The sequence below is a fragment of the Kordiimonas lipolytica genome (genome assembly GCF_001550065.1).
Window position 1 is genome coordinate 1 of record NZ_LRUB01000013.1, and the last position, 12,526, is coordinate 12,526.

Below are 12,526 nucleotides of genomic sequence, written 5' to 3' on the forward strand. Positions count from 1 at the left end.
GAGGTTGCCGACAAGCTGAAGGCCCTTGAACGGGAGAACCGGGAACTGAGGCAAGCCAACGAGATCTTGCGCAAGGCATCGGCTTATTTTGCCCAGGCGGAGCTCGACCGCCCACTGAGACGTTGATCAGTTTTATCGACGAGCACCGGGACCTGTATGGGGTCGAGCCGATCTGTCGTTTGCTGCAGATCGCCCCATCCACATACCACCACCATCTGGCCTGTCGCCGTGACCCGTCACTTCTGTCTGCACGGGCACAGCGCGATATGGCACTGAAGCCGGAGATTGCCCGTGTCTTTGAGGAGAACTTTCTGGTCTACGGTGTCCGCAAAATATGGCGTCAACTCGGCCGTGAAGGCTTTCATGTGGCCCGCTGCACAGTCGAGCGTCTGATGCGCGAGATGGGGCTACAAGGCGCCATTCGAGGCAAGCCTGTTCGCACCACCTTTAGCGACAAGTCAGCCCCTTGTCCACTTGACCAAGTGAACCGCGAGTTCCATGCCCCGGCACCCAACATGTTGTGGGTGTCTGACTTCACTTATGTCGCCACATGGCAGGGCTTTGTTTATGTAGCTTTTGTCATTGATGTGTTTGCCAGGCGCATCGTTGGCTGGCGGGTCAGCAGGACGGCACATACGGGCTTTGTGCTGGACGCACTTGAACAGGCTCTGCATGACCGCAGGCCAGCAAGAAAAGGCGGGCTTATCCATCACAGTGACCGGGGCAGCCAGTATGTCTCGATCCGATACACCGAACGCTTGGCAGAAGATGGTATCGAACCATCGGTTGGCAGCGTCGGGGACAGTTACGACAACGCACTCGCCGAGACGATCAACGGGCTCTACAAGGCCGAAGTCATCCATCGGCGAGGGCCGTGGCGGTCATTTGAGATGGTTGAATTTGCGACGCTTGAATGGGTCGACTGGTTCAATCATCGACGCCTGCTGGAGCCAATCGGCAACATTCCACCTGCCGAGGCTGAGAGAAATTACTACGCCATGCTGGACGAACGCCCCATGGCCGCTTAACTTAAACCAACCTGCCTCCGACAATCCCGGGGCGGTTCAGCATGGCCCCTTCCAAAATAGCAATGGGCTGACTGCTAAATAATGATACAAAAAGATACAGTATATATTAGGCTTCGACACCAAGGTGATGCGCAAGGTTATCGCCATCCGCAAGATGGATCAGGCAGACCGGCAGGAGCAGGAAGCGCTTCTGGACGTTTACCTGCACGCCATTGAAGGCGGCCAGATGCCGGAAGCCGCACCAGCCGCACCAGGCGAAGGCGACGACGAATAGGCTTTGGCTTTATTGCTGAAGTGTTGAGAAGGCGCTGGTTTCAGCGCCTTTTTTCATGGCCGGGTTATCCCTGGCGGGCTTCAGCAGTCAGTTCCGCGTCGCGCGCCAGCACCTTCTGCCAGATAGGGTCGAGGCCTTCGATCTCAAGCCCGAACAGCGCCTTCAGCGTCTCCCGGTAATCATCAAGGTCCGCGATCGTGCGTTTGTGGCTTTCGTCCGCGCGGATGGTTTTCAGTACCCGCCCCCGCATGATCTCAAGCCGGTCCGGGAAGTGCCGCTGGCACACAGCGTTCAGCACGAATACTGACTCTGGCGAGCTCTGGAGGTGCTGACACTTTCTGGCGAGCAGATCGGCGTCGGCCTGTTCTTCGGTGAAATCGAACGATGGGGCCGCGCCGTCCGGGTGGTTATGCAGCCGCCACCAGCGGTCGTCCAGCTTTTCAAGGGCGAACCGCCACTGCCGCTGCTTGAAAGGGCCCTCCTTGAGCGGCGCTGGCTCGACCATGCCGTCCCCAAAGCCGACGTCGGCCAGATAGCGCACGCCTTCAAGGTCCACCAGAAGCGCAAGGTGATTGCCGACCATCTCGTCCCCCAGAAGCGCGCGCCTGACACCTGCGGCCACGCGTGTGACGGAAAAGCCAATCTGGCCCAGGGCCCAGCCCATCAGGCCGTTCATTTCATAGCACCAGCCGCCGCGCCCGCGCCCGACGATCTTTTCGAACGCATCAGGCACGTCGATCCCGATGGGCACACCGGCCTGCACATCCAGATTCTCATACGCGATGGCGTCACTGTGCAGGCGGTGGATGCGCTGGAATGTCTCAAGATCAACCTGTGGTATTCCATTGAATCCAATACGTTTTAGATAGGCATCCAGTTGCATGGGGGCATTCTCACATTGTTTGCCTTTGTGCCAAAAACGGCATGGACACGGGCCCCATAGATTGGCAATCTGAATCCTGATGGGGCAACAACTTATAAAGTGACCACCCTTATTGTGTCTCTTCCTCCGGCTCATGAAAAGCTGTTAAAATATTATCGCGGCCTGATGCAGGATGCAGGCGGCGCCATTCCGCAACGCTCGGCTGTTCATCCATCCGATATCAAGCCGATGTTGCCCTGGATTGCGATGGCGGAACGGCAGGGGCCGCGGCATCTGGTGCCTACCATTATCGGCAGCGCGGTAGACGAGGTTTTGCAGGCCAGCTTCACCGGCATAAATCTGTTCGAATATTGGGACGAAGACATGTTCGATCCCATGGACACTTTTTATTCCAACATCACCGATGTGCCCTGCGGCGGCTACAATGTTCGAACGCTGGTGGGGCAAAACGGCCTTCAGCGCCTTTATCAAAGCTCCATGTATCCGCTTAAAGGGCGCAGTGGCAAGATCGACCGGTTGATCGGCATTATCTCGGTTGCGAAATCGGAACCGCTGCTCTCACGGTTTGGCAAACCCAAAGATATTAAAACGCTGGATGTGGCCCATATCGATTATATCGACATCGGTTTCGGCGTGCCTGAGGGTATTTGAACCATCCGCTGATCCGCGGTAAAATGCGCCATGTTTCATGACAGGACAGAGGCTGGAAAACTGCTCGCCGAACGCCTTCAGGCGTTTGAAGGGCAGGATGCGCTGGTAATCGGGCTGCCGCGTGGCGGTGTGCCTGTGGCCTATGAGGTAGCACATGCGCTCAACGCGCCGCTTGATATCCTGCAGGTGCGAAAATTGGGCGCGCCGGGCCAGCCGGAATTGGCCGCCGCCGCGGTGGCGGAAGGAAATCCGCCGCACTTGGTGCGCAACCAGAAGGTCGTCACCTTCTTCAATATCTCTGACGCTTATCTGGAAAGCACGGCCGCCGACATGCTGCGGGCCATGGCAAAACGGCGGCTTGAGATGGGCGCGGGCGACGGCCCTTTGAATGTACGTGACCGCGTGGTGATTTTGGTGGATGACGGCATCGCCACAGGCGCCACCGTCAAGGCGGCGATTGAAGCCATCCGCGCGGGCGGTGCGAAACGCATTTGTCTGGCGGTTCCCGTTGCGCCGCCTGAGGTCGTGCTTGAGATGCGCCGCCTTGTGGATGATGTCATTTGCCTTGAAACGCCTGAATATTTCCGCGCCGTTGGGGCGCACTACCGGATTTTTGATCAGGTCAGCACGGCAGAGGTCGCCGACATCCTGGCCAGTTACCGCGCGAATTAGACGCTGGTGTGATCCTCAAAGTGCCGGAGTTTTTCTGGCAGGTAGGCATCCGCCATAGTGACATCCTCTGGCCTGCCGGTTGTCAAAAGCCGAACATGGCCTGATCCGCTTTTCTGGAATTCCGGATGCCGCGCCAGATAGTCCTTCAGCGATTTCGCGACGATGTCGGGCTGGGACAGAAGCTCTGTCGATGCGGGCAGGGCGTCACGGAAATAGTCCCGTACCAGCGGGAAATGGGTACAGCCCAGCACGGCAGCATCTGGCGCAGGCACTTCTGCCAGCACTTCGCCCACAAAACCGTCAATCAGGCCGCGCATGGGCGCTTGCCCGGCACCGCCTTCAATCGCGTCCACTAGGCCAGGACAGGCCTTCTGTACCAGGGCTACATGCGGGGCACGCTTGTTCACTTCATCAAGATATGAGCCGCTCTCCACCGTTTTCCGCGTGGCGAACAGAAGGATCGAACGGTCCTTTGGCTTGCCCCCGTTCGGATGCTCCTGGCTCCAGGGCACACCGGTCAGCGCCTCCACCATCGGCACAAGAACGCCAAGGATACGCTTGTTTGGGTGAGCTTGCGGCAGCCAATCCTGCTGCAGGGTCCTGAGGGCGATGGCGGCTGCCGTGTTGCAGGCCAGAATGACAAGGTCGCAGCCCGCATCAAAAAGGGTTTCGATGCAGTCCCGCGTCATGTCCACGATCTGCTCGTTCGACCGGTGCCCGTATGGCGCGTTGGCATGGTCGCCCAGATACAGGAAATCCTGGTTTGGCATGGCTTCATGCAGGGCTTCAAGGATGGTGAGCCCGCCCGAGCCGGAATCAAAAACGCCAATCATCAGCGCGTGCGCCCTTTGCTTAAGTGTCGAGACCGTATTCAGCTACTTTTCGATACAGCGTTGACCGGCCAATGCCAAGCCTTCGTGCGACTTCGGCCATCTTACCGTCGTACCTTTCAAGCGCCTTGCGGATAATCTCCGCTTCCAGCTCATCGAACCGCTTGATATGGCCGTCACCGCTTTCGAGCGCCAGCAGCATGCCATCTGCCTGTGGCGCTTGTGTGGCAGGGCCGGGCCCAGGAGCAGAACCAGGCACAGTAGCGGGCTGGGAATGAGGAAGGGTGGGCACAGCGCCTGCGTTGGGCTGCAGATGCGGGAAATCGGCTGGCGTCAGGATGTCGCTGTCCGAAAGGATCACCGCGCGGAACAGGGCATTCTGAAGTTGGCGGATGTTGCCCGGCCAATCGTAGCTTTCAAGAAGCCTCAGCGTGTCCGTTGAGACCTGCTTGCGCGCCATGTCTTCCATGGCGGCGATCTGGTCCAGGAAATGTTCGGTCAGCGCCGGGACGTCGCTTTTGCGTTCACGAAGCGGCGGCAGGTGAATGGGGTAAACATTCAGCCGGTAATAAAGGTCTTCGCGGAAGGCACCAGTGGCGACGCGCTCTGCCAGGTTTCGATTCGTTGCCGAAATAATTCTGATATCGACTTTGATCGACTGCCGCCCGCCAACGGGATCGATTTCTTTCTCCTGGATCGCGCGCAACAGCTTCACCTGCACATCCAGCGGCAGCTCGCCCACCTCATCAAGGAACAGGGTGCCGCCGTCGGCTTCCTGGAATTTACCGATGCGTTTTTCCGTGGCGCCTGTGAAAGCGCCCTTCTCATGGCCGAACAGGATGCTTTCCACCAGGTTTTCCGGGATGGCGCCACAGTTTACGGCCACAAAAGGCGTGCCCGAACGGTCGCTGGCGTCATGGATGGCGTTTGCGAACACTTCCTTACCCACGCCGCTTTCGCCTTCGATCAATACTGGAATGGCGGCCTTGGCTGCTTTTTTGGCCAGGCCCACCGCGCGCTGCATGCTCTCAGATGTGCCCACAAGGGACTGGAAACCGACGCCGGTGGCGTGCCCAGCCATCTGATCGCGCATGGGGCCGATTTCTCCCACGAGCGAGCTGGTCTTCAGCGCTGCCTCTATCGCTGTGCGGATACGTTCGGCGCTTGCGGGCTTCACGATAAAATCATTGGCGCCGGCGCGCATGGCGTCCACCACTGTGGTGATGGAGCTGTGCGCTGTCAGCATGACAACCGGGAGGGCGGGGAACTTGGGGCGGATGGCATTGAGAACCTCAATACCGTCCATGCCGGGCATGACCAAATCCAAGAGCACGACATCGACCTTAGGGGCAGCGCGGTCCATCAGCCGGTCTATGGCTTCCTGACCGCTCATGCATTTTTCAGCGCCAAAACCTGCCCGCGTCACAATGCCTTCCAGGAGTGTGATCTGGGTGATTTCGTCTTCGACTATGAGAACGCGTTCGCTTGCCACTTTATGCCCCTGCCACCGAATCAAACTGTATCATTTCAGGACACTTGTTAACAAAGTGGTAATCATAAAATTTTACCAATCACTTTCTCTTCACATCATCATCACAAGAAATAATGTTGCTCATACGCGCAATTGCGCTACCCTTCCGTTTCAAGGCTCTGGCAGCTCGAGAGGGGCAAACCAGAAATATAAGTTTCAAGTGCTGAAGTGCCTGTTTTGTTGTCTTTAAAAAGTTCAGGGAGAACTGCTTATGAAACTGGCGGTCCTTCGGGAGCGGCGAGACGCGGAAAAGCGCGTTGCGGCCAGCCCCGAAACAGTCAAGAAACTGATCGGCCTCGGGTTCGAGGTCATCATCGAGGCAGGCGCCGGAGAAGGCGCCTCCATTCCAGACAAACAGTTTGAAGAGGCTGGCGCTTCCATCGCCAAGGACCTCAAGGCTGCAGTGAAGGATGCCGACGTCATCTTTTCCGTGCAGGGGCTTGAGGCGGCGGATGCCAAGCACGTGAAAAAAGGCGCGGCCCAGCTTGCTGTGTTGAACCCGTTCGTGGAGCGCGACCGGCTTGACGCCTACGCCAAGGCGGGCCTGATGGCCTTCGCTATGGAGTTCGTGCCGCGGATCACGCGGGCACAGTCTATGGATGTGCTGTCATCCCAATCGAACCTTGCCGGCTATAAGGCCGTGCTGGACGGTGCGGCTGAATTCGGCCGGGCCTTCCCGATGATGATGACCGCCGCCGGCACGGTGCCACCCGCACGCGTTATGGTTATGGGCGCGGGTGTTGCTGGCCTTCAGGCCATTGCGACGGCCAAGCGACTGGGGGCAATCGTCAGCGCCACAGATGTGCGTCCTGCAGCCAAGGAACAGGTTGAAAGCCTGGGCGGCAAGTTCGTGATGGTGGAGGACGAAGAGACCGCAGCGGCTGAAACCGCCGGTGGCTACGCCAAGGAAATGTCTGACGAATACAAGGCCAAGCAGGCGGCGCTGATTGCTGAAACGCTGGCCAAGCAGGACATGGCCATCACAACGGCCCTGATCCCGGGCCGTCCGGCGCCGAAGCTGATCACCGAAGAGATGGTGAAAAGCATGAAGCCCGGCAGCGTGATCGTTGACCTGGCGGTCGAGATGGGCGGCAACTGCGAACTTTCTAAACCCGGTGAAGTGGTTGAAGCGCATGGTGTCAAGATCGTGGGGCACAGGAATGTGCCGTCACGCCTGGCGGCGGATGCTTCCGCACTTTATGCCCGCAACCTGGTTCATTTCATTACACCCATGGTGAAAGAAGGCGAACTTGCGTTCGACTTCGAGGATGAGATCATCCGCGAGTCGCTTGTCACCAAGGACGGTGCCGTTGTGAACGAGCGCCTCAAGGGGGAGAAATAAGATGCATGACATCATCGTAAATCCATTTATCCAGCAGTTCTCTGTTTTCCTGCTGGCGATCTTCGTTGGCTATTATGTGGTGTGGTCTGTTACGCCCGCCCTGCACACGCCGCTGATGAGCGTTACCAACGCCATCTCAAGCGTGATCATCGTGGGTGCACTCATTGCCGCTGGACCGGAAGCCATGTCGATCTCCAAGATCCTTGGGGCCATCGCCATCGGGCTTGCTGCTGTCAATATCTTTGGCGGCTTCGCGGTTACGGCGCGAATGCTGTCCATGTACAAGAAAAAGAAATAGGGGGCCTGGCATATGACACAAATGCATGTGGACCTCACAGCCGTTGCCTACCTGGTGGCAGCTGTTCTTTTTATCCTTTCCCTTCGAGGGCTGTCGTCTCCTGAAACCAGCCGCCAGGGTAATATCTTCGGCATAATCGGCATGGTAATCGCGGTGGTGACGACCATCATGAACCCCGAGATCGTCTCCTATGACTGGATCATCGGTGCGATTGTTATTGGTGGGGCCATCGGCTTCGTGATCGCGCGCAAGATCGCCATGACTCAGATGCCCCAGCTTGTGGCAGCGTTCCACAGCCTTGTGGGCCTCGCGGCCGTTCTGGTGGCGGCCAGCGCCTTCCTGCACCCCACATCCTTCGGGATCGCGGATGCCATGGGTCATATCCACACAGCCTCCAAGATTGAGATGAGCCTGGGCATTGCCATTGGCGCCATCACTTTCTCGGGCTCTGTGATCGCCTTTGCCAAGCTGAACGGCAATATGTCCGGCGCGCCGATCATGCTGCCCGCGCGGCATATCATCAACATCCTGCTGGGTGCTGGCATTGTGGGCGGTATCGCCATGTTCGTGGTGGACCAAGACCTTGAGATCGCAGGCGTGCACATCTTCTGGATCGTCACAGCCCTCAGCTTCATCATCGGCTTCCTCTTGATCATCCCGATCGGCGGCGCGGACATGCCAGTGGTGGTTTCCATGCTGAACAGCTATTCTGGCTGGGCGGCTGCGGGCATCGGCTTCACGCTGGCGAACACGGCGCTGATTGTTACCGGCGCGCTTGTGGGGTCATCCGGTGCCATCCTTTCCTACATCATGTGTAAAGGCATGAACCGGTCCTTCATCAGCGTGATCCTTGGCGGCTTCGGCGGTGACGGTGGCCTGGCTGTGGCGGGTGCTGCGGAAACGCGGCCTGTCAAGCAGGGCAGCGCGGACGACGCGGCCTTCATCATGAAGAACGCTTCCAAAGTGATCATTGTGCCGGGGTACGGCATGGCGGTGGCGCAGGCGCAGCACGCGCTCAAGGAAATGGGCGACATGCTGAAGGACGAAGGCGTTGAAGTGAAATATGCCATCCACCCTGTGGCAGGCCGGATGCCGGGGCATATGAACGTGCTTCTGGCGGAAGCCAATGTGCCGTACGACGAAGTGTTTGAGCTTGAAGACATCAACAGCGAGTTCGCGCAGGCTGATGTGGCGTTCGTGATTGGCGCAAACGATGTGACGAACCCGGCTGCCAAGACGGACCCTCAAAGCCCGATCTTCGGCATGCCTATCCTGGACGTGGAAAAGGCCAAGACGGTCCTCTTCATCAAGCGCTCCATGGGCAGTGGCTATGCCGGCGTGGAGAATGAGCTCTTCTTCCGCGATAACACCATGATGCTGTTTGCGGACGCCAAGAAGATGGTAGAAGAAATCGTCAAGGGCTTCCATTAGAGGCCACTAACGCGTTAGAAAAGAGGCCGCCCCTGGAAATGGGCGGCCTTTGTTGTTCAGGCACGGTTCAGCGATGGCGTCATAAGGTTTTGGCAAGGACAAGACGAAAGGGTTTAGCATGAAAAATCTGATGATGACGGTAGCGACAGCCGCAGCCCTGTTGATGCCCGGCTCAGCAGCGCTGGCTGACGTGGAGGTAACCTTCTCTGACCGCTTGCAAGCCAAGATGGACCGTATCAATGATATCGACACCAGGCGCGAGGAAGCCTTCCGCGAATTTCGCACGGAAGGAACGCGCGGCGGCCTGCCACCGAATGCCAAACTGAACGTCAGCCTTTATGCCGGCACCGAATGGGGCAACGAGCGCCTGTTCCCGGATATTAAGGACTATAACGTGCCTGCGCTGTTTCAGGCGATGATGGAGCGCGGTATCAAGGAAGCCGACCCGGCTTTTGACGGCACGGTGAAGGTCAGGATCAAGAAACTTCAGATTCAGTCGTTTTCGCTGGCGGCGCTTCGGTCCAGGAACACGCAGGCAGGCGGTGATGTGACCGTGCTGGACAAGGACGGCAATGTGGTGGCTGAACATTATATCTGGGTCTCACCAGTGCCCGAATATACCGCCAGTCGCAGCTATACGGGGCCGGACTATGCTTACCGCAAGGCGGCGGTGACCACGCGGGTTGGCCCCATTGCGGCTGAATTTACCGAAAAGGCGCTGAAGAAGCTGTACCCGGACTATGACGCACCTGGCCTGGTGATCGTTGACCGCTAGGCAGCAGGCCAGATCGCTTCCGATAGTAATGAGAGAGCCGCCCCGGGGCTGGGGCGGCTTTTTCGTGACTGGTCAGAAGAAAGTCTCTCGGGAAGTTAGGGGCGGGCAGCCGCAGGAGAAGTTAGGGCCAATCATGGGCCGCCCGCCAAGGAAAGCGCCGCTGTCAGGACCGACGCAGACAAGGCGGGGCATCCGGTTCCGCCTTGCTGATGATCTTATCCCATAAATAATATTAATAATCAATTGCAAAAATGAAATAATGCAGCATATGGCCGACATGGGGTGTTGCCGCAGTTTCATTGAAAAAACTCTTAATGGTTGTGTATTGCAAACCCAAACGTTGATATCCATGACGCAGCTTCTGCGCTATCCTTAAAGATGGGGGCAGAAGGGAAGCATTCATGGATGTTCGGCAATTCGTTCGGCCGATCTTCATTGCCATGTTCTTATGTATGTCGGGGTATGTCGCACTCGCCGGCTTCCTTGCCTATCAACAGGACAAGACCTCCATTGCTGGTGAACGCCAGAAATTTCATTCCGTTATGAACCAATATCTCCGTCGGCTGGAGCTGCTCGCAGAAGATAATGCCTGGTGGGACGATGCCGTTCAAAATGTCGTTCTGGAATACGACGAGAGATGGGTGAAGGAGTCCATCGCAGAAACCACCTATACCTACAGCTTTGTGGTTGGTGTTCTTGTTATGGCGCCTGACGGATCGGTCATCTTCAGCCAGGTCCAGAACGGGCTCCCGCCCGCTGGCGAGCTGCTGGGGGCCGGGCTTGCGGATGCCGTCCGGTCACTGGAGCTTCCTGAAATTGATACACCTGCCAGCGTTAGTGGCTTTGTCGTTGCGAATGAACGCCTGTTCGCTTTCGGGGCCAGCATGGTTACCACCGGCCTTGGATTCCGGTCTGACGTTGGTAAGGACTTCTTCGAAGAGGCTCGACCGTCGCTTGTTTTCGTTTCCGAGATAACGCCAAACATTATAGCCGAGCTAGAGAGCGAATATTCCCTCAAGGGAATCGAGTTCCATACCGAACAGCCGACCGACAAGGAATTTATCCCACTGGCTTTGGCCTCCTCTGAAGGGCAGGCTGCTTACCTTTCGTGGGCCGCCACGCACGCCGGGCGCAACATGCTGATCACCCTGGTTTGGCCCACGCTGTTGATGCTGGCCATTGTCGCAGTCCTGGTGCGCATTTTCCTCAGGCGCGTGCGTATTGTCGTGGAGCGTGTGGCGGCGGCGGACAAAGCCAAGTCGGATTTTCTGGCTTCCACCAGCCATGAAATCCGCACACCCCTGAATGCCATTATCGGCTTTGCCGAAATGCTGCAGCTGGAGATTTTTGGCAAGGTGGAGGGTGAGAAGAACAAGCAATATGTTCAATTGATCCGGGAAAGCGGCGCGCACCTTCTTGCCGTCATCAATGACATCCTTGATATGTCGAAGCTTGAAGCAGGCAAGTATGACATCTTCATGGAAGATGTTGATATCCGAGACCTTGTGAATACCAGCTGTGAACTGGTGCGCGCGCTGGCGGATGAAAAAGACATCAAGGTCAATTGCGATGTCCCTGAAATCAATGTCTATACAGACAAGCGGATCGCCCGCCAGGTGCTTTTGAATGTCCTTTCGAACGCCGTGAAGTTTTCCCCTGAAGGCAGTGTGGTTGAGCTCTCAAGCTCGTCGAACGGGGACTGGTGTGCTCTCACGGTGAAGGATAACGGCATTGGTATGACGGAAGACCAACTGACGAAGGCGCTGGAGCTCTTCGGGCAAGTGCGCGGCGGCGTCCACACCAAACACGCGGGCACTGGCCTTGGCTTGCCGCTTGTGGTGCGTTTTATGGCGCTGGTTGGTGGTGGTTTTGATATTGCGTCGGAAAAAGGTGTGGGTACGGAAATCACGCTAACCTTTCCCACGCACTCTGTCTCCGTGCCGGACTGACGGGCTTTCTGGGCTCCCTGGAGGCTATAAACCTTTTGGCAAGAACCGGGACTTAGACTGATGTGGGGTCCTGATTTGGGTGGGAATGAATATTGGATTTTCTTACCAGACTGTTTGCACCGGCTGTCCTGCTGTGTGCTGTGACGCTAAATGCTGGCACTGCGCATGCCGGGGATAACAAGCTGACTCTTCTTTATGCCGACCTAGCACCCTATGTGACAGCCTCATCCGATGGGGCGCAGGGCTATCTGGCTGATCACCTTGAAGCGGTGGCGAAGGGCGCTGATGTCGAATTGGAATGGAGCTATATGCCCTGGTATAACCAGATGGCGCTTCTGAAGCGTGCGCCTGGCAATGTCTGTGCAGCGGCTTTGTTCGCCACCGAGGCCCGGCGCGAATTTCTTGTATTCACCGAAGCCATCGGCAAGGATTATGGCATGGTCGTGGTGGTCAGGAAATCCGATAAAAGGATCGGGGGCCACCGGTCTCTTGTGAGCCTTCTGGATGATGCCCGCCTTAAGGGAATCGTGCAGGTGGATACATCCTACGGGCCTTATGTTGATCCGCTTCTCAAAGGCCGGGACCTTATGGTCGCCTCCACTTCCACGCCGCGGACTCTCAGGAATCTCGCTGCCGGTGTTGGTGATTTTTTGATCGTGACCAAGCCGACTGTTGAACATCTGATCGTGCAATATAACCTTGGGGATCAGCTCGCTATCATCGCGGACCTTACGGATATGCAGGACGATATCTTTTTCTATATCGGGTGCACCAAGTCAACGGATGGGGAAGCCCTGGCCCGCCTGAACCGGGAACTATTGCGCATGGGGCCGGTCTGCCCCGACGGGCCTTGCCGCTGACG

12 protein-coding genes, 1 pseudogene and 1 other annotated feature are annotated in these 12,526 nt (G+C 57.4%); of the genes and pseudogenes, 10 read left to right on the top strand and 3 right to left on the bottom strand.

Annotated features, from left to right (window positions below; genetic code table 11):
* A pseudogene (locus KORM41_RS07100) lies at positions 1 to 1,028 on the top strand (IS3 family transposase); the annotation flags it as partial.
* Positions 81 to 197: a sequence feature (AL1L pseudoknot), on the top strand. It overlaps the preceding pseudogene by 117 nt.
* 103 nt (positions 1,029 to 1,131) lie before the next feature.
* On the top strand, positions 1,132 to 1,302 hold the full coding sequence (locus KORM41_RS21540) for a DUF2312 domain-containing protein (RefSeq protein WP_269448966.1): 171 nt from the start codon (positions 1,132 to 1,134) through the stop codon (positions 1,300 to 1,302).
* A 64-nt stretch (positions 1,303 to 1,366) separates the two neighbouring features.
* On the opposite strand, the gene KORM41_RS07105 is transcribed toward KORM41_RS21540, so the two are convergent.
* The gene (locus KORM41_RS07105; RefSeq protein ID WP_068146736.1) at positions 1,367 to 2,185 is read right to left on the bottom strand and encodes an arylamine N-acetyltransferase family protein; all 819 of its coding nucleotides are present in this window, start codon (positions 2,183 to 2,185) and stop codon (positions 1,367 to 1,369) included.
* A 99-nt stretch (positions 2,186 to 2,284) separates the two neighbouring features.
* Here KORM41_RS07105 and KORM41_RS07110 point away from each other — a divergent pair, with 99 nt between their 5' ends.
* Positions 2,285 to 2,836, top strand: coding sequence for a PAS domain-containing protein (locus KORM41_RS07110; protein ID WP_068146738.1), 552 nt, complete (start codon positions 2,285 to 2,287; stop codon positions 2,834 to 2,836).
* Positions 2,837 to 2,866: 30 nt separating this feature from the next.
* Positions 2,867 to 3,508, top strand: coding sequence for a phosphoribosyltransferase (locus KORM41_RS07115; RefSeq protein ID WP_068146740.1), 642 nt, complete (start codon positions 2,867 to 2,869; stop codon positions 3,506 to 3,508).
* Here KORM41_RS07115 and KORM41_RS07120 read toward each other — a convergent pair.
* Both KORM41_RS07120 and KORM41_RS07125 read right to left on the bottom strand, forming a co-directional pair.
* Complete coding sequence (locus tag KORM41_RS07120) at positions 3,505 to 4,341, bottom strand: glutamate racemase (protein ID WP_068146742.1); 837 nt, start codon at positions 4,339 to 4,341, stop codon at positions 3,505 to 3,507. The two genes, KORM41_RS07115 and KORM41_RS07120, sit on opposite strands and share 4 nt — an antisense overlap.
* Before the next feature lie 19 nt (positions 4,342 to 4,360).
* Positions 4,361 to 5,830, bottom strand: coding sequence for a sigma-54-dependent transcriptional regulator (locus tag KORM41_RS07125; RefSeq protein ID WP_068146745.1), 1,470 nt, complete (start codon positions 5,828 to 5,830; stop codon positions 4,361 to 4,363).
* Positions 5,831 to 6,080: 250 nt separating this feature from the next.
* On the opposite strand from KORM41_RS07125, the gene KORM41_RS07130 reads away from it, so the two are divergent.
* The 6 genes from KORM41_RS07130 to KORM41_RS07155 all read left to right on the top strand — a co-directional run bounded on the left by KORM41_RS07130 (position 6,081) and on the right by KORM41_RS07155 (position 12,524).
* Complete coding sequence (locus tag KORM41_RS07130) at positions 6,081 to 7,211, top strand: Re/Si-specific NAD(P)(+) transhydrogenase subunit alpha (protein WP_068146748.1); 1,131 nt, start codon at positions 6,081 to 6,083, stop codon at positions 7,209 to 7,211.
* Position 7,212: 1 nt separating this feature from the next.
* Positions 7,213 to 7,509 (top strand): NAD(P) transhydrogenase subunit alpha, encoded by a 297-nt coding sequence (locus KORM41_RS07135; protein WP_068146751.1) that lies wholly within the window; start codon positions 7,213 to 7,215, stop codon positions 7,507 to 7,509.
* Positions 7,510 to 7,521: 12 nt separating this feature from the next.
* The gene (locus tag KORM41_RS07140; RefSeq protein WP_197421019.1) at positions 7,522 to 8,940 is read left to right on the top strand and encodes an NAD(P)(+) transhydrogenase (Re/Si-specific) subunit beta; all 1,419 of its coding nucleotides are present in this window, start codon (positions 7,522 to 7,524) and stop codon (positions 8,938 to 8,940) included.
* A gap of 118 nt (positions 8,941 to 9,058) precedes the next feature.
* Complete coding sequence (locus KORM41_RS07145; protein ID WP_068146753.1) at positions 9,059 to 9,715, top strand: hypothetical protein; 657 nt, start codon at positions 9,059 to 9,061, stop codon at positions 9,713 to 9,715.
* 401 nt (positions 9,716 to 10,116) lie between these two features.
* The gene (locus KORM41_RS07150; RefSeq protein WP_068146755.1) at positions 10,117 to 11,664 is read left to right on the top strand and encodes a sensor histidine kinase; all 1,548 of its coding nucleotides are present in this window, start codon (positions 10,117 to 10,119) and stop codon (positions 11,662 to 11,664) included.
* Positions 11,665 to 11,756: 92 nt separating this feature from the next.
* On the top strand, positions 11,757 to 12,524 hold the full coding sequence (locus KORM41_RS07155) for a substrate-binding periplasmic protein (RefSeq protein ID WP_068146758.1): 768 nt from the start codon (positions 11,757 to 11,759) through the stop codon (positions 12,522 to 12,524).
* Positions 12,525 to 12,526 lie beyond the last annotated feature (2 nt).

Excerpts from the sequence above, each read along its gene's own strand:
- KORM41_RS07150 (WP_068146755.1), top strand. The coding sequence starts at position 10,117 with ATGGATGTTCGGCAATTCGTTCGGCCGATCTTCATTGCCATGTTCTTA.
- KORM41_RS07120 (WP_068146742.1), bottom strand. The coding sequence starts at position 4,341 with ATGATTGGCGTTTTTGATTCCGGCTCGGGCGGGCTCACCATCCTTGAA.
- KORM41_RS07115 (WP_068146740.1), top strand. The coding sequence starts at position 2,867 with ATGTTTCATGACAGGACAGAGGCTGGAAAACTGCTCGCCGAACGCCTT.
- KORM41_RS07145 (WP_068146753.1), top strand. The coding sequence starts at position 9,059 with ATGAAAAATCTGATGATGACGGTAGCGACAGCCGCAGCCCTGTTGATG.
- KORM41_RS07130 (WP_068146748.1), top strand. The coding sequence starts at position 6,081 with ATGAAACTGGCGGTCCTTCGGGAGCGGCGAGACGCGGAAAAGCGCGTT.
- KORM41_RS07105 (WP_068146736.1), bottom strand. The coding sequence starts at position 2,185 with ATGCAACTGGATGCCTATCTAAAACGTATTGGATTCAATGGAATACCA.
- KORM41_RS07135 (WP_068146751.1), top strand. The coding sequence starts at position 7,213 with ATGCATGACATCATCGTAAATCCATTTATCCAGCAGTTCTCTGTTTTC.
- KORM41_RS07140 (WP_197421019.1), top strand. The coding sequence starts at position 7,522 with ATGACACAAATGCATGTGGACCTCACAGCCGTTGCCTACCTGGTGGCA.